Below are 25,309 nucleotides of genomic sequence, written 5' to 3' on the forward strand. Positions count from 1 at the left end.
ACCCAACAGGCCTGGTGGCGGGGCAAGTCGGCGGGCCGGAGCGGAGTGCATCGGCGTCGACGGTCGAACCTTCCGTCCGGCCTGGCCGGAACGTTATGGTCCGTGGTGTTGCCAACTACCACAGTGGCCACAGAAGGAGCGTGCCTGCATGGCTGTCCCGGAGAACCCGTCCGCCTCTCTGGCCACATCAGACATGGCTGTCGCTCAGGCCGCAGTTGCCCCTCGGGCCACAGCCCTCTCCGGGGCCACGGCGGACACGACCGTCGCGGCCCGGTTCGAGCAGTGGGCGGACGCCACTCCGGATGCGACCGCCGTGGTCGGCGGGACCGGCACACCCCTGTCGTACGGTGAGTTGGACACGGCGGCCAACCGGCTCGCCCAGGTCCTGCGCGCGCACGGAGTCGGCCAGGAGTCCGTCGTCGCCGTGGCGCTGCCGCGCTCGGCCGCGTACGTCGTCACCGTCCTCGCCGTCCTCAAGGCCGGAGGGCTCTACCTCCCCCTGGACACCGAACACCCCGGCGAGCGCCTCCGGTTCCTCCTCGACGACGCGGCGCCCGCCCTCCTCGTCACCGACGCCCGCACCACGGCCGACCTGCCCGAACACGGCACGCCCCGCCTCGTCCTGGACGCGCCCGGCACGGCGGCGGACCTCGCCGCGGCCTCCGTGGCACGGCCCGCGTGCCGCACGCGGCCGGACCAGCTCGCGCACGTGATGTACACCTCCGGCTCCACGGGCCTGCCCAAGGGCGTCGCCCTCACCCACCGAGGCGTCGTGGGCCTCGCCGCCGACCCCGCCTTCGCGGCCGGGCACCACGAGCGGCTCCTGATGCACAACACCGTGGCCTTCGACGCCTCCACGTACGACCTGTGGATACCGCTCCTCGGCGGTGGCACCGTCGTGCTCGCCCCGCCCGGACGCATCGACGCGCGCGTGCTCGCGGCGGCGGTCGCCGACCACGGCGTGACCATGGTGGTCCTGACGGCGGCCCTGTTCGCGCTGATCGCCGACGACGACCCGACGGCCTTCGCCGGGCTGCGTGAGGTGTGCGCCGCCGGGGAGGCCCTGTCCCCGGCCGCGGTGACGCGTGTCCTGCGCGCCTGCCCGGGCCTGACCGTGGTGAACGGGTACGGGCCCACCGAGGCGACCGTCGCCACCACCTTCCACCCCATGACCGCGGCCGACCACCTCGGCGACGTGGTGCCGATCGGCCGGCCGCTGGTCGCCCTGCGCGCGCACGTCCTGGACGCGGCGCTCGCCCCGGTGCCGGACGGCGAGCCCGGCGAGCTGTACCTGGAGGGCGAGGGCCTGGCCCGCGGCTACGCGGGACGCCACGCCCTGACCGCCGAACGCTTCGTGGCCTGCCCCTTCGGCGACCGCCCCGGCAGCCGCATGTACCGCACGGGTGACCTGGTCTCCCGCGCGCCCGACGGCTGTTACACCTTCCACGGCCGCACCGACGACCAGGTCAAGATCCGCGGCTTCCGGATCGAGCCCGGCGAGGTCGAGGCCGCCCTCGGCCGGCACCCCGGCGTGGCCCGCGCCGCGGTGGTCCTGCGGCAGGACCGTGCGGGCGAACGGCACCTGGTGGCGTACGTCGTGCCGGAGCCCGACCGGGCGGACGAGGAGGAGGGCCCGGGCCCTCGCGCGGAGTCCGGGCCGGGAGTCGTCGAGGAGTGGGAGCGGGTCTACGACGAGGTCTACGCCGCCCCCGACACGGCCTGGGGCGAGGACTTCACCGGCTGGAACTCCCGCGCCACGGGCGAGCCCATCGACGTGGCCGAGATGCGGGAGTGGCGGGCCGCGGCGGTGCGGCGCATCACGTCCTGGGAGCCGCGCCGGATCCTCGAAATCGGCGCCGGATCCGGCCTGTTGGCGTCCCGTCTGCTGCCCCGCGTCGAGGAGTACTGGGCCACGGACCTCTCCGCCCGTGCCGTCGACCGCCTGGCCCGCGAGGCCGAGCGGGCCGGGTTCGGGGACCGGACCACGCTGCGCCACCAGAGCGCCGACGACGTGCGCGGCCTGCCGGAGGGCCACTTCGACACGGTGGTCCTCAACTCCGTCGCCCAGTACTTCCCGGGCGCCGCCTATCTGGACCGGGTCCTCGCCGGGGCCTTCACGCTGCTCGCGCCGGGCGGGCGGATCGTGGTCGGGGACGTACGCAACGCGGACACGCTGCCGCTGTTCCACGCCGGGGCGCGGCAGGCCCAGGAACCGGACGGTCCGGGCGACGAGCCGTCGGCGGTGCGGGTGGCCGTGGCCCGCGCGATCCTCACCGATCCCGAACTCGCCCTGCACCCCGACTGGTTCGCCCGCTGGGCCGAGCGCCACGGCGCCGCGGGAGTGGACGTCCGCCTCAAGGACGGCGCCGCCCACAACGAGCTGACCCGCCACCGCTACGAAGTCGTTCTGCACAAGCCCGGCGTGACCGCCGAGGACGTCAGCGGTGCCCCCGTGGTGGAGTGGGGCCGACACGTCACCGATCTGCGCGCGGTCGAGCAGCGGGTGCGCGAAGGCGACGGGCGCGTCCTGCGCGTGACCGGTGTCCCCAACGCGCGCCTGCGCGACGAGGCCGCCCTGGCTGTCGGTGCCCGCCTCCTTCCGTGGCGGTCCGCGGCTGACGCGGTGGCGGGCCCGCAGCGGGCTGTGTCGGCTCCGCAGGGGCCGACGTCGGACCCGCAGCAGACGGCACGGGGCACGCAGCAGGAGGCGCTGGACCCGCAACACACGGCGTTGGACCCGCAGCAGCTCGCCGACTGGGCCGCGGCGCGGGGCTGGAGCGCCGCGGTGACCTGGTCGCGTACCGGCGACTGCTTCGACGCGCTGGTCTTCACCGACGGCACGGCCGAAGGGCGTGCCCTCACCGGCACCTACCTCCCGTCCGGCCGTCCCGACGCGGCGGCGACCAACGCCCCGGCCGCCGCCGCCCGGATCAACGCCCTGGCCGGATCGCTCCGCGACCACCTCAAGGAGCGGCTGCCCGCCCACCTCGTCCCCGCTGCCGTCCTCGCCGTCGCCGAGCTGCCCCTGAACGCCAACGGCAAGCTGGACCGGCGCGCCCTGCCCGCACCGGACTTCGCCGCCCAGTCCACCGGCCGCGCCCCGCGCACGCCCCGCGAGGCGCTGCTGTGCGGCCTGTTCGCCGAGGTCCTCGGCCTGGAGCGGGTCGGCGTCGACGACGACTTCTTCGCCCTGGGCGGCCACTCGCTGCTCGCGACGAAGCTCATCAGCCGCCTGCGCGCGAGACTCGGGACCGAGGTCGAGCTGCGCACCGTCTTCGCCCACCCCACCGCCGCCGGACTGGCCCCGCGCCTGGACGGCTCCGCCCGCGCCCGCACCCCGCTCACCCCGGGCGCCGAGCGGCCCGAGCGGCTGCCGTTGTCGCCCGCCCAGCGGCGCCTGTGGTTCCTCCAGCAGTACGAGGCCTCGCCCACGTACAACATGCCGTTCGTCCTCCACCTGACCGGCGCGCTCGACGTCGGGGCGCTGGAGTCGGCCCTGCACGACGTCATCGCCCGGCACGAGACGCTGCGCACGGTGTTCCCCCAGGCCGACGGCGAGCCGTACCAGCACGTCCTGGACGCCGACGAGGTCGCCCGGAGCCACCGGGTCACGCTCACGGCGCGGCAGGTGGACGGCGAGGCCGCGCTGGCGGACTGCCTCACCGCGGCCGCCCGCGGCGCGTTCGACCTGGCGGCGGACATCCCCGTGCAGGCGCGGCTGTTCCGCACCGGCGCCGACGCGCACGTCCTGGCCCTGGTGATCCACCACATCGCCGGGGACGGCTGGTCCCTGGCCCCGCTGGCCCGCGACCTGACCGCCGCCTACCGCGCCCGGGCGGCGCACACCGCGCCCGACTGGGCGCCGCTGCCCGTGAGTTACGCGGACTACACGCTGTGGCAGCGCGAGCTGCTCGGCGACGAGACGGACCCGCAGAGCCTGTTCGGCGAGCAGTACGCCTACTGGGCCGAGGAGCTCGCCGGGCTGCCGGAGACGACGACCCTCCCCGGCGACCGCCCGCGCCCGGCCGATCTCGACTACAGCGGCGACGTGCTCCGCCGCGCCTTCCCGCCCGAACTGCACCGGGGCGTAGTCGAGTTGGCGCGCTCCGCCGACGCCACCCCGTTCATGGTGCTGCAGGCCACCATGGCCGCCCTGCTGACCCGGCTCGGCGCGGGGGAGGACATCGCGGTCGGCAGCGGCATCGCGGGCCGCACCGACGAGAACCTCAAGGACCTCGTCGGCCTGTTCGTGAACACCCTGGTGCTGCGCACCGACACCTCCGGCGACCCCACCTTCGCCGACCTCCTCGCCCAGGTCCGCGAGACCAGCCTCGCCGCCTACACTCACCAGGACATCCCCTTCGACGCCCTGGTGGAGAAGCTCAACCCGCAGCGCTCCACCTCCCACCACCCGCTGTTCCAGATCGCGTTGGTCCTCCAGAACAACGAGGAAGCCGCCTACGAGCTGCCCGGCCTGCGCGCCGACGTCGACGACCGGGGCACCGGCACGGCCCGCTACGACGTGATGCTCAGCCTGACGGAGACGTTCACGGAGACCTCCGGGGGCGGCACCGGCCCCGGAGGCATCGCCCTGACGGCCGAGTACTCCACCGAGCTGTACGACGCCGCGACGATCGAGACCCTGATCACCCGCTGGGAGCGCCTGCTCACCGCGGCCGTAGCCGACCCCGACCGGCACATCGGCGAGGCCGACCTGCTCACCGCCGCCGAGCACCGCGACCTGACCGCGCCGACTCCCGGGCCCGCCGTCGAGCAGGCCACGTTCCCCGAGCTGTTCGCGGCCCGGGTGCGGCAGGCCCCGGACGCCCTCGCCGTGGAGTCCGACGAAGCCATGTGGTCGTACGCGGAGCTGGACGCGCGGGCCAACCGGATCGCGCACTGGCTGCTCGGCCGGGGCGTCGGGCCCGAGAGCCTGGTGGCCCTGGCCATGCCGCGCCGTGCCGACCAGGTCGCGCTCGCGCTCGGCGTGCTGAAGGCGGGCGCGGCCCACCTTCCCCTCGACCTGGAATATCCGGCCGACCGGATCACGTACATGGTCAAGGACGCGGCTCCGGCGGTGCTCCTGACGACGCGGGACGCCCTCGGCGAGCTGCCGCCGGGCCTGCCCGTGGACGTGCTCGCCGTCGACACCGAGGAGGCCGAGGCCGCCTGGCGGCAGGCCCCGGACCGCGCGCCGCACGTCGCCCTCACCCCGGCCCGCCCGGCGTACGTGATCTACACATCCGGCTCGACGGGCCGCCCCAAGGGCGTGACCGTCACCCACGCCGGTCTGGCCGCGCTCAGTGCCACCATCCGTGAGCGCCTGGCCGTCGAACCCGCCTCCCGCGTCCTGCAGGTGGCCTCGCCGAGCTTCGACGCGGCGTTCTGGGAGCTGGTGCAGTCCCTGACCAGCGGGGCGGCGCTCGTGGTGCCCCGGCAGCGGCGCCTGGTCGGCGACGACCTGCACCAGGTCCTCGCGGAGCGGGCGATCACCCATGTGACGCTGCCGCCGAGCGTCGTCGCCACCCTGCCCGACGAGGCCCCGCGGACGCTCGGCGCGCTGCGGGTGCTGACCGTCGCGGGCGAGTCCTGTCCGCCGGGGCTCGCCGCGCGGTGGAGCGCGGGGCGGCAGTTCGTCAATGCCTACGGCCCGACCGAGACCACCGTCTGCGCCACCATGAGCGCGCCCCTCACGGGCCCCGCGGCCCCCATCGGCACCGCCGTGGCCGACGCCCGGGTCCGCGTGCTCGACGACCGCCTCGCCCCGGTGCCGCCCGGCGCCCCCGGCGAGGCCTATGTCACGGGCCCCTCCCTGGCCCGCGGCTATCACGACCGCACCGGCCTGACCGCCGCACGCTTCGTCGCCGACCCCTACGGCCCGCCCGGAGCCCGCATGTACCGCACCGGCGACCTCGTACGGCAGCTCCCCGACGGCCAGTTGACGTACCTCGGCCGCGCCGACGACCAGGTCAAGATCCACGGCATGCGCATCGAACCCGGCGAGATCGAGGCGGTCCTCGCCGACCACCCGTCCGTGGCGCGGGCGGTCGTCACGGTGCACGCGGCGGACGACGACAAGCGCCTGGTGGCGTACGTCGTGCCGGACCTGGACGGCGCCCAGCAGGTGGCGGAGGCCGAGCGGCAGGTCGGCGAATGGGAGCAGATCTACGACGACGTCTACTCGGCGCCCACCACGCAGTGGGGCGAGGACTTCACCGGCTGGAACTCCAGCTACACCGGTGAGCCGATCGACCTGGACGAGATACGCGACTGGCGGGACGCCGCGGTGCGGCAGATCACCTGCTGGCGGCCGGACCGGGTGCTCGAACTGGGCGTGGGCGCGGGGCTGCTGATGGCGCATGTCCTGCCGCACGTCGAGGAGTACTGGGCGACCGACCTGTCCTCGCAGGTGATCGGGCGGCTGACGCGGGAGGTGGCCGACGCCGGGTTCGCGGACAAGGTCACGCTGCGCCACCAGCATGCGGACGACGTGAGCGGGCTGCCGGTGGGCCGCTTCGACCTGGTGGTCCTGAACTCGGTGATCCAGTACTTCCCGCACACCGCGTACCTGGACCAGGTCCTCGCCCAGGCCTTCACGCTGCTGAGGCCGGGCGGGCGCATCCTGGTGGGCGACGTGCGCAACGCCGGGTCGCTGCACCTGTTCGCCTCCGGGGTGCACCACACCCAGAACGCCAAGCACCAGGCCGTCGCGCCGTCGGCTGCGCGGGCCGCCATCGCGCGGGCCATGCTCACCGAGCCCGAACTGGTCCTCGACCCGGAGTGGTTCCACCAGTGGGCCGCCCGCCACGGCGCGGCGGGCGTCGACATCCGCCTGAAGACCGGCGCGGCGCACAACGAACTCACCCGCCACCGCTACGAGGTCGTCCTGCACAGGCCCGGCACCCGCGTCGAGGACGTCAGCGGCGCCCCGACCGTCACCTGGGGCCACCAGGTCACCGACCTGAGGGGCCTCGAAGCCCTCGTCCGCGCCCAGGACGGGCACGCGCTGCGCGTGACCGGGATCCCCAACGCCCGCGTCGGCGGCGAGGTCGCCCTGGCTGTCGACGCCGAGCTGATGGAGGCCCCGGCCGGGCACCCGGCGCTGGATCCGGAGCAGGTGCGGGGCTGGGCCGAGGCGCTCGGCTGGAGCGCCTTGTCGACCTGGGCGGACGCGGGCGACCGGTTCGAGGCGCTGATCCTCACCGACGCCCCCGTGGCCGGCCGCGCCCTGACCGGCGTCTACCTGCCCTCCGGGCGGGGGGACAAGCGGCTGGCCAGCGACCCGGCCGCGGCGACCCGGATCGGCGTGCTGGTCGGCTCGCTGCGCGGCTACCTGCAAGAGCGCCTGCCCGCGCACCTGGTGCCCGCCTCCGTGGTGGCGATCGCCGCCGTGCCGCTGAGCGCCAACGGCAAGCTGGACCGGCGGGCCCTGCCCGCGCCGGACTTCGCCCCGCAGGCGGGCAGCCGCGAGCCCCGCACGCTCCAGGAGGAGCTGCTGTGCGACCTCTTCGCCGACATCCTCGACGTGGAACGCGTCGGCATCGACGACGACTTCTTCGCCCTCGGCGGCCACTCGCTCCTCGCCACGAAGCTGATCAGCCGCATCCGTGCCGCCCTCGGCGCGGAGGTCGAGCTGCGGGTGTTCTTCGCGCACCCCAGCGTGGCCGCGCTCGTCCCGCACCTGGCGGACGGCGCGCGCACCCGGGCCCCGCTCACCCGCCTCGACGAGCGCCCCGAACGCCCGCCGCTCTCCTTCGCCCAGCAACGCCTCTGGTTCCTGCACCAGTTCGAGGGTCCCTCGCCCACGTACAACATGGCGTTCGTCCTCCGCCTGGACGGTGAACTGGACGTCCAGGCGCTGGAGTCGGCGCTGCACGACGTGATCGCCCGGCACGAGACCCTGCGCACCGTGTTCCCCGAGGGTGAGGACGGCAGGCCGTACCAGCACGTGCTCGCGCCGGAGAAGGCGCGGCCGCCGCTGACGGTGCGGGCGGTGTCCGGCACCGACGAACTCGACCGTGCCGTCGCCGTCGGTGCTCGCCACGTCTTCGATCTGGCGGCCGACGTCCCCGTGCACCCGAGCCTGTTCCGCACGGGTGACGACGCCCACGTCCTGGCCCTGGTGATCCACCACATCGCCGGGGACGGCTGGTCCGTGGCGCCGCTGGCCCGTGACCTCGCCACGGCCTACACGGCCCGCAGCGGGGGCGGCGCGCCCGACTGGGCGCCACTGCCGGTGAGTTACGCGGACTACGCGCTGTGGCAGCGCGAGCTGCTCGGCGAACCAGCCGACCCCGAGAGCCTGTTCAGCGAGCAGAACGCCTACTGGGCGGAGCGGCTCGCCGGGCTGCCGGAGACGACGACCCTCCCCGGCGACCGCCCGCGCCCGGCCGCCCTCACCTACACCGGCGCACTGCTCACCTCCTCCTTCGGGCCCGAACTCCACCGGGGCATCGTCGAGTTGGCGCGCTCGGCCGACGCCACCCCGTTCATGGTGCTGCAGGCCACCATGGCCGCCCTGCTGACCCGGCTCGGCGCGGGCGACGACATCGCGATCGGCAGCGGCATCGCGGGGCGCACCGACGAGAACCTGCAGGACCTCGTCGGCCTGTTCGTGAACACCCTCGTGCTGCGCACCGACACCTCCGGCGACCCCACCTTCGCCGAACTGCTCACCCAGGTCCGCACGTCGAGCCTCGCCGCCTACACCCACCAGGACGTCCCCTTCGAGGCCCTGGTGGAGAAGCTCAACCCGGAACGGTCCACGTCCCACCACCCGCTGTTCCAGATCGCGTTGGTCCTCCAGAACAACGAGGAGGGCCGCTTCGCGCTGCCAGGCCTCCGCGTCGGCGTCGCGTACGCGAGCACCGGCACGGCCCGCTACGACCTGCTGTTCAGCCTCAACGAGACCTTCGAGGACCGGCGGCCCACGGGCATCCAGGTCGGCGTGGAGTACTCCACCGAACTGTTCGACGCGGCCACCGTCGAGACCCTGATCGCCCGCTGGGAACGGCTCCTCACCGCTGCCGTCACCCACCCCTCGCACCGCATCAGCTACGCCGACCTGCTCACCGGTCAGGAGCGCGGCGAACTCCTCGCCGCCGAACGGGTGCAGGCCCCGCTCCAGGTCGAACAGGCCACGTTCCCCGAGCTGTTCGCGGCCCGGGTGCGGCAGGACCCGGACGCCCTCGCCGTGGAGTCCGACGAAGCCGTGTGGTCGTACGCGGAGCTGGACGCGCGGGCCAACCGGATCGCGCACTGGCTGCTCGGCCGGGGCGTCGGCGCCGAGAGCCTGGTGGGTGTGGCCATGCCGCGCTGCGCGGACCAGGTCGCCGTGGCCCTCGGCGTGCTGAAGGCGGGGGCCGCCTACCTTCCCCTCGACCTGGAGTATCCGGCCGACCGGATCGCGTACATGGTCGAGGACGCGGCCCCGGCGGCGATCCTGACCACCGCGGACTGCCTCGCGGAGCTGCCGCGGGGGCTCCCCGTGGACGTGCTCGCCGTCGACGGCGAGGAGACCCGGACGGCCTGGGGACAGGCCCCGGACACCGAGCCGAAGGTCCCGGTCGCGCTGGCCCACCCGGCGTACGTGATCTACACGTCCGGCTCGACGGGCCGCCCCAAGGGCGTGACCGTCACCCACGCCGGTCTGGCCGCGCTGAGCGCCACGAAGCGCGAGCGGCTCGGGATCGAGCCCGGCTCGCGCATCCTGCAGGTGGCGTCGCCGAGCTTCGACGCCGCGTTCGTCGAGCTGGTGCAGGCCTTCACCACCGGGGCCGCCCTGATCGTGCCGCGCCAGCGGCGCCTCGTGGGCGACGAGCTGTTCCAGACCCTCGCGGAGCGCAACGTCTCGCACGTGACGCTGCCGCCGAGCGTCGTCGCCACCCTCCCGGAGACGGCCCCGACGACCCTGACCTCGCTGAAGGCGCTGACCGTCGCGGGCGAGGCCTGCCCGCCGGGCCTCGTCACCGCGTGGGCGCCGGGCCGGTGCTTCGTCAACGCCTACGGCCCGACCGAGACCACCGTCTGCGCCACGCTCAGCGCCCCGCTGACGACCGGCCCCGCCCCCATCGGCACGGCGGCCCTCGACGTCCGGGTCCGCGTCCTCGACGAGCGCCTCGCCCCCGCCCCCCAGGGCACCCCGGGGGAGCTGTACGTGGCCGGGCCCAGCCTGGCGCGCGGCTACCGCAACCGCCCCGCCCTCACCGCCGAGCGGTTCGTCGCCGACCCGTACGGCCCGCCCGGCGCCCGGATGTACCGCACCGGCGACCTCGTACGCCGCCTGCCCGACGGCCAGTTGGAGTACCTGGGCCGAGGCGACGACCAGATCAAGGTCCGCGGCCTGCGCATCGAGCCCGCCGAGATCGAGGCCGTCCTCACCCGGCACCCCGGCGTCGCCCGCGCCGTCGTCGTGGTGCGCGCGCACCGGGGGACGGCGCAGCTCGTCGGCTACGTGGTGCCCACCGCCGACGGGATGCGGGTCAAGGAGCTGCGCCGGTACGCCGCCGCGCGGCTGCCCGAGTTCATGGTGCCCACTGCGTTCGTCCTCCTCGACGCGCTGCCCCTGACCCCCAACGGCAAGCTCGACAAGGCCGCCCTGCCCCGGCCGGACAGCGCCGAAGGCACCGCCCACCGCGAGCCCGGCACCGCGACCGAACGGCTCCTGGCCGCCGCCTTCGCGGCCGTCCTCGGCCTCGAACGCGTCGGTGTGGACGACGACTTCTTCGCCATCGGCGGCGACAGCATCCGCTCCGTCCAGGTCGTCTCCCGCGCCCGCACGCACGGCATCGCCCTGACGACCCGGCAGGTCTTCGAACACCGCACCGTCGCCCACCTCGCGGCGATCGCGACCGAACCGGCGGAGACCGCGGAGGCCGGGACCCTCGCCCCCGAACCCGAGCGTGCCGACGGGCCACTGGTCGCGGTGGAGCCGGGCGACCGCGAGGCATGGCAGCGGGCCCACCCCGGCCTCGCCGACGTCTGGCCCGTGACGGCGGCACAGTCCGGGCTGCTCTTCGAGAGCAGCCTCGCCGACGTCTCGTACGACGCCTACCACGTGCACTTCGTGCTGCGCCTCGGCGGCGCCGTCGACGCCGAGCGGATGCGGACCGCGGCCCAGGCGCTGCTCGACCGGCACGCCGCCCTGCGCACCGCCTTCACGACCGGCGCGGCGGGCGAACAGGTCCAGCTCGTCGTCGACGGCGTACCGCTGCCCTGGCACGTCGTGGACCTGCGCGGCCTCGACACCGCCGACGTCGAGACGGCCGTCGAAGGGCTCATCGCCGCGGACCGCGCCGTCCCCTTCGACCCCGCACAGCCGCCGCTGCTGCGGATGACGCTGGCCCACACCGGCCCGGAGCGCGCCGAGTTGCTGCTCTCCGCCCACCACGTCCTGTTCGACGGCTGGTCCATGCCGCTGCTCGTGTCGGACCTGCTGCACCTGTACGCGACCGACGGCGACGCCTCGGGGCTGCCGGCCGTCCGCCCGTACCGGGACTTCCTCGGCTGGCTGGCGGGGCAGGACCAGGAGGCGGCCGCACGCGCCTGGGCGCGCGAACTCGACGGGATCAGCGAGCCGACGCTCCTGGCCGGGCCCGCCCCGGCCACCGCCGTCGAGCGGAGCGACCCCGGCCACGTGGAACTGCGCGTGCCGCCCCGCACGCTGCGCGCACTCCAGGACCGGGCGGCCGACCTCGGCCTCACCCTCAACACGCTCCTGCAGGGCGCCTGGGGACTGCTCCTCGGCCGGCTCACCGGACGCCAGGACGTGCTGTTCGGCACCACCGTCTCCGGGCGGCCGCCGCAGGTTCCGGGCGTCGGCGAGATGGTCGGCCTGTTCGTCAACGGCCTTCCCGTACGGGTGCGGTACGCGCCCCAGGACACGCTCGCGCAGGTCCTCACCGCGCTCCAGGAGCGCCAGGCCGTCCTCCTGGACCACCATCACCACGGCCTCAGCGACATCCAGAAGGGGACCGGGCTCGGCACCCTCTTCGACACGATGCTCGTCTTCGAGTCCATACCGGTCGACCGGCCCCGACTCGCCTCCGCGCTCGCGGCGGCCGGGGTCAACGTCACCGGCACCCGGGCGATCTCCGGCACCCACTACCCGCTGACCGTGATCGCGGAGCCGGACCTGCGGATGGACTTCCAGTACCGCGACGGCACCTTCGACCGGGCCGCCGTCGAAGCGATCGCCGCCCGCCTCGCCCGCATCCTCGACCAGATCGCCGCCGACCCGGACACCCCGCTCGCCCGCCTCGACCTCCTGCTCGACGCCGAACGCGAGCTGCTGCTCGACCGGGCGAACGGCACCGCCGTCGACGTACCGGACTGGACCGTCCCCCGACTCGTGGCCGAGCGCGCCGCCCAGTGCCCGCACGCCACCGCCGTGACCGGGGGCGAGGTCTGCCTGACGTACGCCGAACTGGGCGCGCGGACCCGGCGGCTCGCCCGCGAACTCGTCGCCCGGGGCGCGGGCCCCGAGACCGTGGTGGGCCTGGCACTGCCCCGCACCACGGACCTCGTCGTCGGCATGCTCGCCGTCCTGGAGGCGGGCGCGGCCTATCTGCCCATCGACCCCGCCTACCCCAGCGCCCGCCTCGCCCACATCCTGGCCGACGGCCGCTGCGCCCTCGTCCTGACCAGCACTGCCACCGCCCACGTACTCCCCCCTGACGACGATGTCCCCCACCTGTGCGTCGAGGACGTCGACTTCGCCGCACCCGGGCCGGACGTGGCGCCTGAGGTGACGCGGCCCGACAACGCCGCGTACGTGATGTACACGTCCGGCTCCACCGGCACCCCCAAGGGCGTCACGCTCACGCACCGCGCCCTCGTCAACGGCGCGCTGCGCCTGGCCGACGCCACCGGGGTCACCGCCGACACCCGCACCCTGGCCGCGACGTCCGTCAACTTCGACGTGTCCGTCTTCGAGATCCTCACCACCCTCGCCGCGGGCGGCACCGTCGAGGTCGTGCGCGACGTCCTCACGGTCGGCGAGCGCGGCGGCTGGAGCGGCGGCCTGCTCAGCGCCGTGCCGTCGGTCCTGGCGGAACTCCTCGACCAGCTCGACGACGGGGCGCTGCGCGCCGACTCCGTCGTCCTGGCCGGAGAGGCGCTGCCCGCCGCGCTCGTCCAGCGGGTGCGCCGGGCGGTGCCGGGTGCGCGCGTCGTCAACGCGTACGGGCAGACCGAGTCGTTCTACGCGACGACGTTCACGGCGGAGGGGCGTGATGCCGAGGAACGCCGCACCGGCCTGGGAGAGGAACGCCCCACCGGCGCGGCCCTTGCCGACGAGGCGGCCCTTGCCGACGAGCGCCCGGCGGACACGGGTGCCACACCCATCGGCACCCCGCTCGGCAACATGCGCGCCCACGTCCTCAGCCCCGCCCTCACACCGCTGCCGCCCGGCGCGGTCGGCGAGCTGTACGTGGCGGGCCACGTCGCCCGCGGCTACCACGGCCGGGCCGCCCTGACCGCGGAGCGGTTCGTCGCCGACCCCTATGGGCCGCCCGGTGCCCGGATGTACCGCACCGGCGACCTCGCCCGCTGGACCCCCGACGGGCAACTCGTGTACGCGGGCCGCGCCGACGACCAGACCAAGATCCGCGGCATCCGCGTCGAGCCCGCCGAGATCGAGGCGGCCCTGACCCAGCACCCGAGCGTCGCCCAGGCCGCCGTCGTGGTCAGCGTGGAGCACGGCGCTCCGCAGCTGCTCGCCTGTGTGGTCCCCGTCGACCCGGCCGTGGGCGGGCCGTCCGGCGGGCAGTTGCGCGCGTTCCTCGGCGAGCGCCTGCCGACGTACCTCGTGCCCTCGCTCTTCCTGACCCTGGACCGGCTCCCGCTCGCCCCGAACGGCAAGCTCGACCGGGCCGCCCTCGTCGAGCGGGCGCACGCCGAAGGGCCCGTCCAGGTCAACCGCGCCAACCCGCGCGACCACGCCGAATGGGCCCTCTACCAACTGTGGCGGCGGCTCCTGCTCACCGCCGACATCGGAATCCGGGACAGCTTCTTCGACGTCGGCGGCACCTCCATCTCGGCCATCAAGCTCTCCCACGCCATCCGTGAGGAACTGGGCGAGGAGGTCTCGGTCCGCGACGTCCTGCTCCACCCGACCATCGAGGAGCAGGCCGAACGGCTGCGCGGCGGTGCCTCCGGCGCCCCGCCCAGCGACCTCATCTCCTTCCGCGCGGGCGACGGCCACGCGCGCGTGCTCTGCGTCCACCCGGCGGGCGGCACCGCGTTCTGCTACCTCTCGCTGGCCAAGGAACTCCCCGACACCGTCGGCGTGTACGGCATCCAGTCGCCCGGCCTGCACCCCGGCGAGGCGTTCCTGCCGACGGTCGAGGAGATGGCCGAGGCGTACGAGAAGCTGGCCGAGCCGCTCCTCGACGGCGCCCCGCTGGTCGTGGTGGGGCTGTCGTTCGGCGGCCTGGTCGCCCACGAGCTGGGCCGCCGCCTCGCCGCCGCGGGCCACACCCGCCTGAGCGTCGTGCTCCTCGACGCGCCCGGCACGGAGGACACCGCAGCGCGCGCCGCCGTCGGCCCGGTCGGCATGGCGGACTTCCGCGACAAGCTCGTCAAGTTCAACGGCATGTACCCCGGCATCGAGGACGACCAGATCGAGCGGTACTTCGACGTCTACAACAACAACCGGGTCGCCATCGCCGCCTACGCCCCGCCGCCGACCCCGGCCAGGACCGTCTTCGTGCAGGCCGTCGAGGAGGAGGCGCCCGAGGCCTACCGCGAGGAGGTACGGGAGTTCTGGGGACGGCGCGCGGGCGGCGGCTACCTCGTCGAGCCACTGCCCTGCGACCACTGGGAGATGCTGGAGAGCGACGAGGTGCGGCAGGTGGCGGCACTCGTACGGTCCGAGCTGGGCCTTGCTCGCGGGGGCGAGGCCGTGGACGGGGAGTAGCGGCGGGGAGCAGGGGGGCGGACGGCGTTCCGTACCGCCCCCCTCGGGCCGGGTTTCTCGGGCGGGGGAGCGGTGCGGTGACGGCCGGATGGGTGGTGCGGGGGGTGCGAGTGGCCCGGGTGGTGCGGGTGGTGCGGGTGGCGGCGATGCTCCCGGCGGACGCGCGCGCCGGGAGCCCGCTCAGCGTGGCGTCGCGTCCGGCCGGGAGTCGGCGTTGATCGTGGTGGCCACCACCCGCACCTGTGGGGTCCGGACGATGCCGTAGTGCGTGGCGTCCAGCACGTCGCAGGAAGCGAGCCGGGGCAACTCCGCCTGCCAGGAACGCCGTTGCGCGTCCGGCGCGCCCATGGGCGGCAGCCCGGCCACCGCGCGGCCCGCGAGCCACACGCGCGTGGGCGTGCGGGTCAGCCGGGGCAGTTCGTGCCGCGCCAGGCCCGCCACGTTGGCGCGGCAGCAGCGGGCGAGTCGCTCCGCGTACGCCGCCGCCCGCGGGCTCGCCGCACCCCCGGCGTCACCCTGGCCCAGCTCGTGCGCGAACACCGCATCGAACTGCGTCTCGTCGTACGCCTGGAAGTGCCGCGCGGCACCCGGAGGCGGCGGGTCGAGCAGATACAGCCGCGTGGCCGGACGCCCGGCCGCCTCCGCCTGCGCGGCCATGGCGTGCGCCACCCAGGCGCCGAACGACCAGCCCGCGAGCCGCCACTGCCACGCGTCGTGCGGGAAGCGGGCCTGGAGCGCCGCGTGATAGCGGCGGGCCCGGTCGGCGATCGACCAGCCGGGCAGGTCCGCCCGCCGCAGCGCGGGGTCGGCGATCAGGCAGACCGTGAGGTGCGGGGCGAGTTCGGAGACCAGGGCGCGGTACGCCTGGATGTCGCCGCCGACGGGGTGGACGAGGCAGACCAGGTCGCGGCCGGTGCCCTGCTGCCAGACCTCCACGGAGACGAGCTGATCGTCGTCGGCGGCTTGCGCTGCGGCTGCCTGATCCGCTGTCCGTGTCGTCTGACCTGGTGTCTGAGCCACCTGGCCCGCCGTCGGCGCTGCCTGCTCCGGTGCTGGTGCTGGTGCTGGTGCTGGTGCTGGTGCTGGTGCTGGTGTCGGTGTCGCCTGCCGGGGGGTGCCGGTGACACGGGAGCCCACCTCGTTGAGGCTGACCCGGTGGCTCAGCTCGGACAGCTCCACGTCGACTCCGTAGTGCTCCGCCACCTTGGCGATCAGGTCGAGCATCATGAGGGAATCGGCGCCGTGGTCGTACAGCGAGGCGGCCGGGTCGATGTCGTCCAGGCCGAGCAGGGACCGGGCCCAGTCGCCGAGCCGGGCGGTGACCTGATCGGGCTCCTGCCCCGCACGGTGACCAGCGCGCTGACCGGTGTTCGGGCCAGGGCTCTGACCGGCGGTCGGGCCTGCCGGAACGGTGTCTTCGTGCCGTGCCCCCGGCTGGGTGCCCGCGGGCGCGACGTAGAAGTCACGTGCCCGCCCGATGTCGGTGGTGGACACCAGGAGCTGCGGCAGGCCCAGCGTCAACGCCCTGGCGAACAGCCGCTGTCCCTCCTTCACCGCCAGGCCGACCGCGAGATGCGCCTGGTGCCGGGGGTCGGACCGCAGGGCGTCGCGGGCCATGCCGACCTCGCTCCAGATGTCCCAGCCGATCCCGAGGCGCACCGTGGTCTCGGCTTCTGCGGAGCGGTGGCGGGCGAAGCCGTCGAGGAGACCGGCCGCGGCGGCGTAGTCGAACTGGCCGATGCCTCCGAAGTGCGCGGCCATCGACGAGCAGTACACGGCGAAGTCCGGCCGGTGGCGCTCGATCAGACGCTCCGTCAGGAGTGCGCCCCGCAGCTTGGCCGCCGTGACCCGCCGCATCGCGGCGCCGTCGCGGCGTGCGATCAGCCCGCCGCCCGCCTCGCCCGCGGCGTGCACCACGCCGCCGATCCGCCCGGCGCGCGCCTCGATCCGCTCCAGGACCACCTGGGTCGGTTCCGTCGCCAGGTCGGCCTCGACCAGCTCGACGCGGTCCGCCCACGGCGTCAGGTCGGCGGGGAGCCGGGGGCGCCGGGACGTGAGGACGACCCGGCAGTCGGACCGCGTGAGCAGCCAGGCCGCGAGGGCGACGCCGATCCCCCCGGTGCCGCCGAGGATCACATGGGTGTCGGCCCCGGCCGACGGTGTGCCGGGTTCCATGGCGTCGGGCGCTTCGGCCGCGGGCACGGGAAGCAGCGCCTGCCGCCACCAGTAGCCGTGGCGCAGTGCGAGCCGCCGGGGCAGGCCCGTCGAGGCGTCGGCCTCGGCGAGGAGCGCGGCCAGCGCGGCGGCCCAGTCGCCCGGGTCCCCGGAGGGCAGGTCCAGCCAGCGGCCGTCGACGCCACATTCCTGCGGTGCCACCTCGCCGGCGCCCGCGAGCAGCCCCAACTCCGGGCGCAGCACGTCACCTTCGACCGGCTGGGCGCGGTACGACAGCCACCAGGGGCGCAGGCGCAGCGAGTCCGGCAGGTCCGCCGCCGCCCGGAGCAGGGCCGCCGGGGTGTCCAGGCAGGCCCCCTGGGCGCGGTCGAGGGTGTCGTCGCCGACGGGCCCGGTGACGGCGAGCGGCAGTGCGTGCAGCCAGTCGATGTCCAGGGGACCTGCTGGTCCGCAGGGTGCTGACGGCCCTGCCGGTCCCGCCTCGGTCAGCGCGGTGAGCAACTGCCGCAGTGAGCCGGGGTCGGCGGGATCCACCTCGTACACGTCGTCCGCGAGGCGGGCGAAGGCGCGGCCCGCACTGACCCGCACCACCCGCTCGTACACGTCCGCGAAGGGGCGCAGTGCCTCGGACGGCATCGGCTCGGCGGTCAGCGCCACCAGCGTCGCGGAGGCGCGCGGACCGGCGGGCGTGCGGGCGCGGCTGAGGCGTATCCAGTGCGGCTGGTGCAGCCAGTCGGCTTCGGGCAGCCGCTGCGGCCAGTCGGCCTCCGGCCGGCGCGGGCCGGCGCTCGGGGGAGCGGTCCTTGTGGGGGCGGCGCGTGGGAAGTCGTACTCGGCGAGGTGGAAGGCGGGTGGGGGGAAGTCCCAGGGGGCCTGGGCGGGTCCCGCGGGCCAGGGGACGGCCCGGCCCGCCAGCCAGGCGTCGACGAGTTCCGTGGCCGTGCGGTCCCCGGCGGTGCGGGGGCCTTCCTGGGCCGTCGTGTCGATGCCGGGTGCCTCGACGGCGGACAGCGTACGCAGCCACGCCACGGCGGCCCCGGCGTCGGCGCAGACCGCCGCGGCCCGTCGGTGCCGTGCCGGTCGCCCGCCTTGCAGATGGCGCAGGACGTGGTCGTACGCCTCGGGCCGGGCCTCCAGATAGTCGGCGATGCGGGCGGCGTCGGCGCGCAGCCCGGCCGCGCTGCTGCTCGACAGCACCAGACAGGGCACGACGGGACGGCGCGACGCGGGGCCGACCGACGCCGGTGGCTCGTGCGACCTCGCAGCCCCGCCCGGCGCCGGTTCCCCGTCCGCTTCGAGGACGAGGTGCGCGTTGGTGCCGCCGATGCCGAAGCTGCTCACGGCCGCCACCCGGGGGCGCCCGGCGGGCCAGGGGCGCGCCTCGGTCGGAATGTGGAAGGGGGCCGCGTCGGCGCCGAGTCGGGGGTTGAGCCGGTGGAAGTCGACGTTGGGCGGGATCACTTCGTGGTGCAGGGCGAGGGCGGCCCGTACGAGACCGACCACGCCCGCCGCGGCGCCGAGATGACCGATCTGGCTCTTCACCGAGGTCAGCGCGCAGCCGCCCGAGCCGACCGCGCCGCCCGAGCCGCCATCCACGACGCCTGTGCCGTCTGCGCCGCCCGAGCCGCCCGATCCGTGCGAACCCTCCTCGTCGCCCGAGGCGCCCACGCCCGCCTCCGACGACACCCCGAACGCCTGCCGCAGAGCCCCGAGTTCCACCGGATCACCCAGTTGCGTACCCGTGCCGTGCGCCTCGACATAGCCCACCTCACCGCCGTCACGCCCACTGCGGCGCAGTGCACCACGAATCACCTCGCGCTGCCCGGCGAGCGACGGCGCGCTGTAACTGAGCTTCCCCGAGCCGTCGTTGTTGAGGGCCGAGCCGGTGATCACCGCGTACACGGTGTCGCCGTCGCGGCGTGCGGAGCGCAGCGGCTTGAGGACGACCACGCCGACGCCGCTCGCCCCGACGGTCCCGCTGGAGTCGTCGCTGAACGGCCGGCAGTGTCCGTCCTTGGAGAAGATGTGCTGCGGACGGTAGGCGTAGCCGTCGGTGAGGAGCGTGTCGACGAGCACCCCGCCCGCGAGCATCACGTCGGCGTCGCCCTGGCGCAGCAGCCCGGCCGCGACGTGCACCGCCACGAGCGAACTGGCGCACGCCGCCTGCACGGTGAAGGCAGGTCCCGACAGGTCCAGGTGGTAGGCCACCTTGGTGGTGAGGAAGTCCTTGTCGTGGTGGAGCGCCATCTGGAAGCTGTCGGGCACCTGCTCGGGATCGCCCTCGCGGAGCAGCGCCTGGAAGTAGGTGTTCTCGCCGCACCCGGCGACGAGCCCGACGCGCCGTGCGCCCGGGTCGGTGATCCCGGCGTGCGCGAGCGCCTGGACGGAACTCATCAGCAGATGCCGCTGCTGCGGATCCATCAGCCGGGCCTCCTGTCGGCTGATGCCGAAGTGCTCCGGATCGAAGGACAGCAGGCCCGACATCTGGCTGCGCGCGCCGACCAGTCCTTCGGCGGCGTCGAAGTGCTCGATGCCGCGGGCCCCGGTACGCACCAGGTCCCAGAAGGCCGCGAGGTCGTCGGCGCCGGGCAGACGCACCGCCATGCCGATGACGGCGATGGGCTCGTCGACGGCGGAGGCGGCATCGGGGACAGGTGCAGGGACAGGCGCAGGTGCGGAGGCGGGCAGGGTCCCGGTGGGTTCCGGAGCGGGAAGCGCGGACTCCAGGAACGCGGCCAGCCGCCGCACCGTCACGTGCTCGAACAGATCGGGGATGGTGAACCGCAGCTCCGGCTCCGCGGTGCACCGCAGATGGAACCGCATCAGGTCCAGGCTGGACGCCCCGGCGTCGAAGAAGCGCTGCTCGGGCCCGACGGGCCGCCCGACCACCTCCTGGAACAGCTCGCTGAGCCGGGCCTCGTACGCCGAGAGAACCGGCCCGGCGCCGCTGCCGGAGTGCCGCAGTTCCTCGCCGGGAGCGGTGAGCGCCGCCCGCCGGTCCAGCTTGCCGCTCGGCGTGAGCGGCAGCGCCCGCACGCGCCGGAAGCGGTCGACGCGTATGTACGAGGGCAGCAGCGGCGCCAGATGCCGGGACAGCGCATCCGCGGTGAGCCCCCGTGGCGCCGCCGCACTGCCCGAGCCGTCCGAGCCGTCCAAGCCGTCCGTGCGCGCGCCCTCGGCCGATCCCGTGCCCGAGGCCCCGTCCCGCACCTGCACGCACGCGACAAGCGCGTCCGCGTCCCGTACGACCACGGCGTTCACGACGTCCGGATGCCGCAGCAGCGCCGCCTCGACCTGCCCGAGTTCCAGGCGGTGGCCGCTCACCTTGATCTGCTGGTCGTCGCGGCCCAGGTAGTGCAGCAGCCCGTCCGCGTCGAAGCGGGCGATGTCACCGCTGCGGTAGAACGTGCCGAGGCCGGGCACGTCGACGAAGCGCTCCGCGTTCAGCGCGGGGTCGCCCAGGTAGCAGGGCGCCGCCATGGGGCCGCCGATGAGGAGGCGGCCGGGGCGTCCCGGCGGCAGGGCCTCGTCGGCGTCGTCGACGACCCGCAGCCAGGCGCCCGCGATCGGCCGCCCGATGGCCGGACGCTCCGGCCAGCCCGCCGGGTCCCCGTCCAGACACAGCGCGCTGACCACGTGCGTCTCGGTCGGCCCGTAGTGGTTGAAGAGGCGTGCGCCGGGCAGTCCGGCGAACCAGCGGCGAATGGCGTCCGTGCACAGCAACTGCTCACCGGCGGTGATGACGTCACGCAGCCGCGAGGGGTAGCGGCCGAGGCGGACAGCGTGCTCGGCGAGGACCTGGAGTGCCACGTACGGCAGGTGGAGGCGCTCGATCCCGTCCGCTTCGAGCCGGTCGAGGAGCGCGGGCGCGTCCTGGCGCAGACCGGGGCGCATGAGATGGAGCAGGCCGCCCCCGCACAGCGTGCCGAAGATCTCCTGGAAGGAGACGTCGAAGGACAGCATGGAGAACTGCTGCGTGACCGCGGGCGCCGCGAGACCACCGGACTCCCGCTGCCACTGGAGCAGATTGCACAGCGTCCGGTCGGGCACCCGCACGCCCTTGGGGACGCCCGTGGAGCCGGACGTGAACAGGGTGTACAGCGGCTGCCGTCCGTCATGCGGTGTGAACGCGCCGTCGGTGGTCGGCGCCCGGTCCGGGAGCGCGACCGGTCGGCGCGGCAGCCCGGCCGGGGCGAACGCGTCGAGCGCGGGCGCCCCGTCCGGCGGCACCAGGACGCACAGCGGCTCCACCTGGTCCAGGATCTGCCGCAGCAGCGCGGGCGGGTACGAGGGGTCGAGGGGCACGACGGTCAGGTTCAGCCGGGCCAGCGCGAGGAGCGCCACCACGTGTTCGGGCGAGGCGTCGAGGTACAGGGCGACGTGACGGGGGCCGTCGCCGTCCGGCGGTGACGGGTGCTCGTGCCGCAGCTCGGCGGCCAACGCGGCGGCATGCGCGTCGAGTTCGGTGTAGGTGAAGGTGCGGTCCGCCGACGCCAGCGCCGGTGCGTCGGGGGTCCGGCGGACCTGATCGGCGAAGCCCTCGGCGACGGTGGTGAAGTCCGGTCGCGTCGGGGCGGCGCGGCCGGGTTCGGGCAGGCCGCGGCGGTGGGGCGCCACCAGCTCGGCGAGGGTGGGGTCGGCTCCGGCGGCCAGCAGGTCGAGGGCGCGGCGGAACAGCACGTCGAGGGCGGCCACTTCGTCGGCGCCGAAGTACCGGGCGTCGTACTCCCACAGGCAGTCGACGCTCGCGCCGTGCTCCACCACCGACAGGGTCAGCGGACACTTCGCCTCGCTCGGCGTCGGCCACTCGGGCCGTGCCGTGCAGCCGGGCAGCGCGAGCGCGCCGAAGTCGGTGTTCTCCAGGACGAAGAGGAAGTCGAACGGCGTCTGCCCGGCGCCCGCCTCCCGGTCGGCCAGGACGTCGGCGAGAGCGACGTCCTGCCGGTCGAGCACCGCCTGCGCGGTGTCGGCGTGCCGCCGCAACTGGGCGCGCAGCCGCTCGCGCGGCGCCAGTTCCAGCGGCAGCAGCAACGTGTTCGCGAACATGCCGACGCTCGCCTCGAACTCCTGCACGGGCCGTCCGGCGACCGGCCCGGCGATCCGGGGAGCGGTGCGCCCGGTCACCCCGTACAGGCTCCAGGCGTACACGCCCAGGAGGAGCGCGAAGCGGGTGAGGCCGAGGTCGGCGCAGAGCCGGTCGAGGGCGGCGCGGCGACCCGCGTCCAGCGTGGTGCGCAGCAGGCGGCCGTCGGGGGTGGGCCCGGCGGTACGGACCGGCTCCAGGGGGGTCGGCTCGCTCGCCGACGCGGCGTAGTGCCGGCCCAGTTCGGCGCGCTGGGCTCGGTAGGCGTCGTGCGTGAACCAGGCGGCCTGCCAGGCGGCGTGGTCGAGGGGGGTCGGGACCGGCGGGGCGTCCGGGGGCGCGGTGGGCAGTGCGGTCGGGGCGGGCAGGTGCCCCGCCGCGGCCTGCGGCTCACCGCTCGCCGCTCGCGCGTACTCGGCGTAGACCGCCGACAACTCACCGAACAGCACGTTCAGCGACCAGCCGTCGACGGCTATGTGGTGCGCGAGCAGCAGGAGTTCGCCGCCGCCCGGGGACGGAAGCCAGCACGCGCGCAGGAGCCGGGGCACCGCCAGGTCGAACGGGGCGGCGAAGAAGTCGTCGGTGAAGGCGCGGCGGCCGCCTTCGGAGCGGAGCGCTTCGTCCGTGGGCTCGGCCCAGGGGTCGTAGGCGTCGCGCACCACCTGCCGCAGCCCTGCGGGCGTGGACTCGAAGGCGGTGCGCAGCGCCGGGTGCCGTGCCACGAGGGCGCGCAGGGCGTGGCGGAGCGCCGAGGTGTCGACGGCGCCGTCGAGGCGGAAGGCCAGCGGCACGTGGTAGGCGCGGGAGTCCGGTCGCCGCTGCTGGAGCAGCCACAGGCGCTGCTGCTCGGAGGTGGCCGGTGCGAAGGCGGCTGCCGCGGGGGCGGCAACCGGCGGGTAGGGCACGCCGTCCCCGGCCCGGCCCGCCTCGATCGCGGCGGCGAGCCCGGCGAAGTCGGCGCGCAGGACGAGGGCTTGGGGCAGGTCACGGCCCCAGCGCCGCCGCACCTCGAAGCGCAGCCGCAGCGCCTTCAACGAGTCGCCGCCGCTCGCCACCCACCGGTCACCGGGCCGGAGATCGCCGACGCCCAGGATCCGGCCCGCCAGCGCCAGCACTTCGCGCTGCTGTTCGGTGACGGGCCCCGCGTCCTCGGGACGTCCGTCACCGGCGGCGGTCCAGGGTGCGTCGGTCCGTCGCAGCAGAGCGGACTTGTCGACCTTGCCGTTGGCGTTGAGCGGCAACTCGTCCACCCGGTAGGCGCGGTGGGGGCGCATGTACGCGGGCAGGCTCGCGGCCAGATGGCGGTCGAAGTCGTCGTACGACAGGTCCCCGCCGAGCACCAGATAGGCCAGGAGCTCATTGACGCCGTCCGGGTCGCGGCGGGTGCAGACGTACGCCTGACGCACCGCCGGGTGGGCCACGATCTGCCGTTCCAGCTCGCCCGGCTCGACGCGGAAGCCACGCACTTTGACCTGGCGGTCGACGCGCTCGACGTACTCGACGCGGCCGTCGGCGTCGACGCGCACCAAGTCGCCGGTGCGGTAATGGCGGTCGGTTCCGGAGCCGGCTCCGGCATCGTGCGAGGGGAGGCTCACGAAGCGGCGCTCGGTCTCCTCCGGCAGGTTGCGGTACCCGGCCGCGAGCGCCTCGCCGGACAGATACAGCTCGCCCACCTCGCCCGGTTCGGCGGCGCGGGTGCCGTCGACGACCGCGAGTGCCCCGGTGCCCGGCAGCGGGAGCCCGATCGGGATCACCTCGCTGTCCAGGTCGCGGGGGATCGGGTGGCAGAGGGCGAACGTGGTGGCTTCGGTGGGGCCGTAGACGTTGTGGAGCCGGGTGGGGCTCTCGGGGTTGTCGCGGAACCAGCGGCGGATCAGCCGCGCGTTGAGCTGCTCGCCGCCCACCAGTACCTGGCCGATGCCGGAGAAGCAGTGCGGCACCTTGTCGACGATCGCGTTGAAGAGCGCCACGGTGATGAACAGGACGTCGACGCGCAGCCGTTCCAGCTCGGCCGCGAGGACGTCGGGGGTCTGCACCGTCTCGTCGCGCAGGATCACACACCGGCCGCCCGTCAGGAGCGGTACCCACACCTCGAAACTGATCGCGTCGAAGGCCGGGTTGGACAGGCAGGCGAAGCGCGCGCCCTCGTCAAGGCGCAGATAGCCGGGGCGCGCCAGGCGGAGGATTCCGGCGTCCCGCACCTCGACGCCCTTGGGGTGGCCGGTGCTGCCGGAGGTGTAGAAGACGAAGGAGACGCCGGTGCTGTCCTTGACAGCGTTGTCGGGCGTGACGCTGTCGCCGACGGTTTCGCCGGGCACACGAGCCGCGCCGAGCACTCCGGCCGCGCCGGGCGCGCCCTGGAGCAGCGAGGACACGTCGAACGGCCGGATTCCCTCGGGCAGTTCGTCGAGAGCGGCGGTGCCGCGCACCACCGCCGCGCAGGCCGAGTCCGTCAGGATGTGGCGCCGGCGCTCGGGCGGGCTCTGGGCGTCGAGCGGAACGACGGTCGCGCCGAGCCGCAGGACGCCGAGCATGGCGCAGACCAGCTCCCACGAGCGCGGCAGGCAGACGGCGACGGCCTGCCCCGGCCGCAGTCCGTGGTGGCGCAGCGCGTCGGCGACCGCTGCGCTCGCCGCGTCGAGCTCCGCGTACGTGAGGGTCTGCTCGCCGTCGACGAGCGCGACGGCATCGGGGCGGCGACGGGCCTGCGCGAGGACGGTCGTGGCCAGACCTTGGTTCGTGGACAAGCTGAACTCTTCCGCTCTCGGGGCTTATTCACAGAGGTGACTTGAATAGGCGCGGGATTTCGCTCAGCAGGGTTGGTCGGGCCCCGGAGAAGTTACACATTGCAATCCAAGAGCGAATGGCCGGCCGCTTCGTCACACTGGGTGTATTCACCGTGCACAGATGTGACATGACGTGTCGTAAGGAGGCTCGGCATGCCGTGTGACCTGCTGTAGGGCGTGCTTACCTCCGAGTAGAGCGTGAATACGTCCAGACAGTCGAAGGAGCCGCCACCGCCATACGAAACAAAGCGATGGGTAAATCGTCTGTCGATGAGGCCGTCCGCTGTGATGATTGATCAGGGCGTATGCGTCTGTCAATGGGAGAGTTGTCCGCGCTGTCCGGGCCGC

The 25,309-nt window shown here is 74.6% G+C and carries 2 protein-coding genes; one reads left to right on the forward strand and one right to left on the reverse strand.

The genetic code is table 11. The annotated features are described in order from the left end of the window. Positions 1–148 precede the first annotated feature (148 nt). Positions 149–14,917 carry an amino acid adenylation domain-containing protein gene (locus tag ACZ6AA_RS26515; protein WP_471460360.1) on the forward strand — a complete coding sequence of 4,923 codons (14,769 nt, stop codon included), beginning with the start codon at positions 149–151 and terminating at the stop codon, positions 14,915–14,917. 180 nt (positions 14,918–15,097) lie between these two features. On the opposite strand, the gene ACZ6AA_RS26520 is transcribed toward ACZ6AA_RS26515, so the two are convergent. Then, positions 15,098–24,922 carry an amino acid adenylation domain-containing protein gene (locus ACZ6AA_RS26520; protein WP_471460362.1) on the reverse strand — a complete coding sequence of 3,275 codons (9,825 nt, stop codon included), beginning with the start codon at positions 24,920–24,922 and terminating at the stop codon, positions 15,098–15,100. Positions 24,923–25,309 lie beyond the last annotated feature (387 nt).

It is taken from the genome of Streptomyces sp. NPDC040610 (assembly GCF_055594065.1).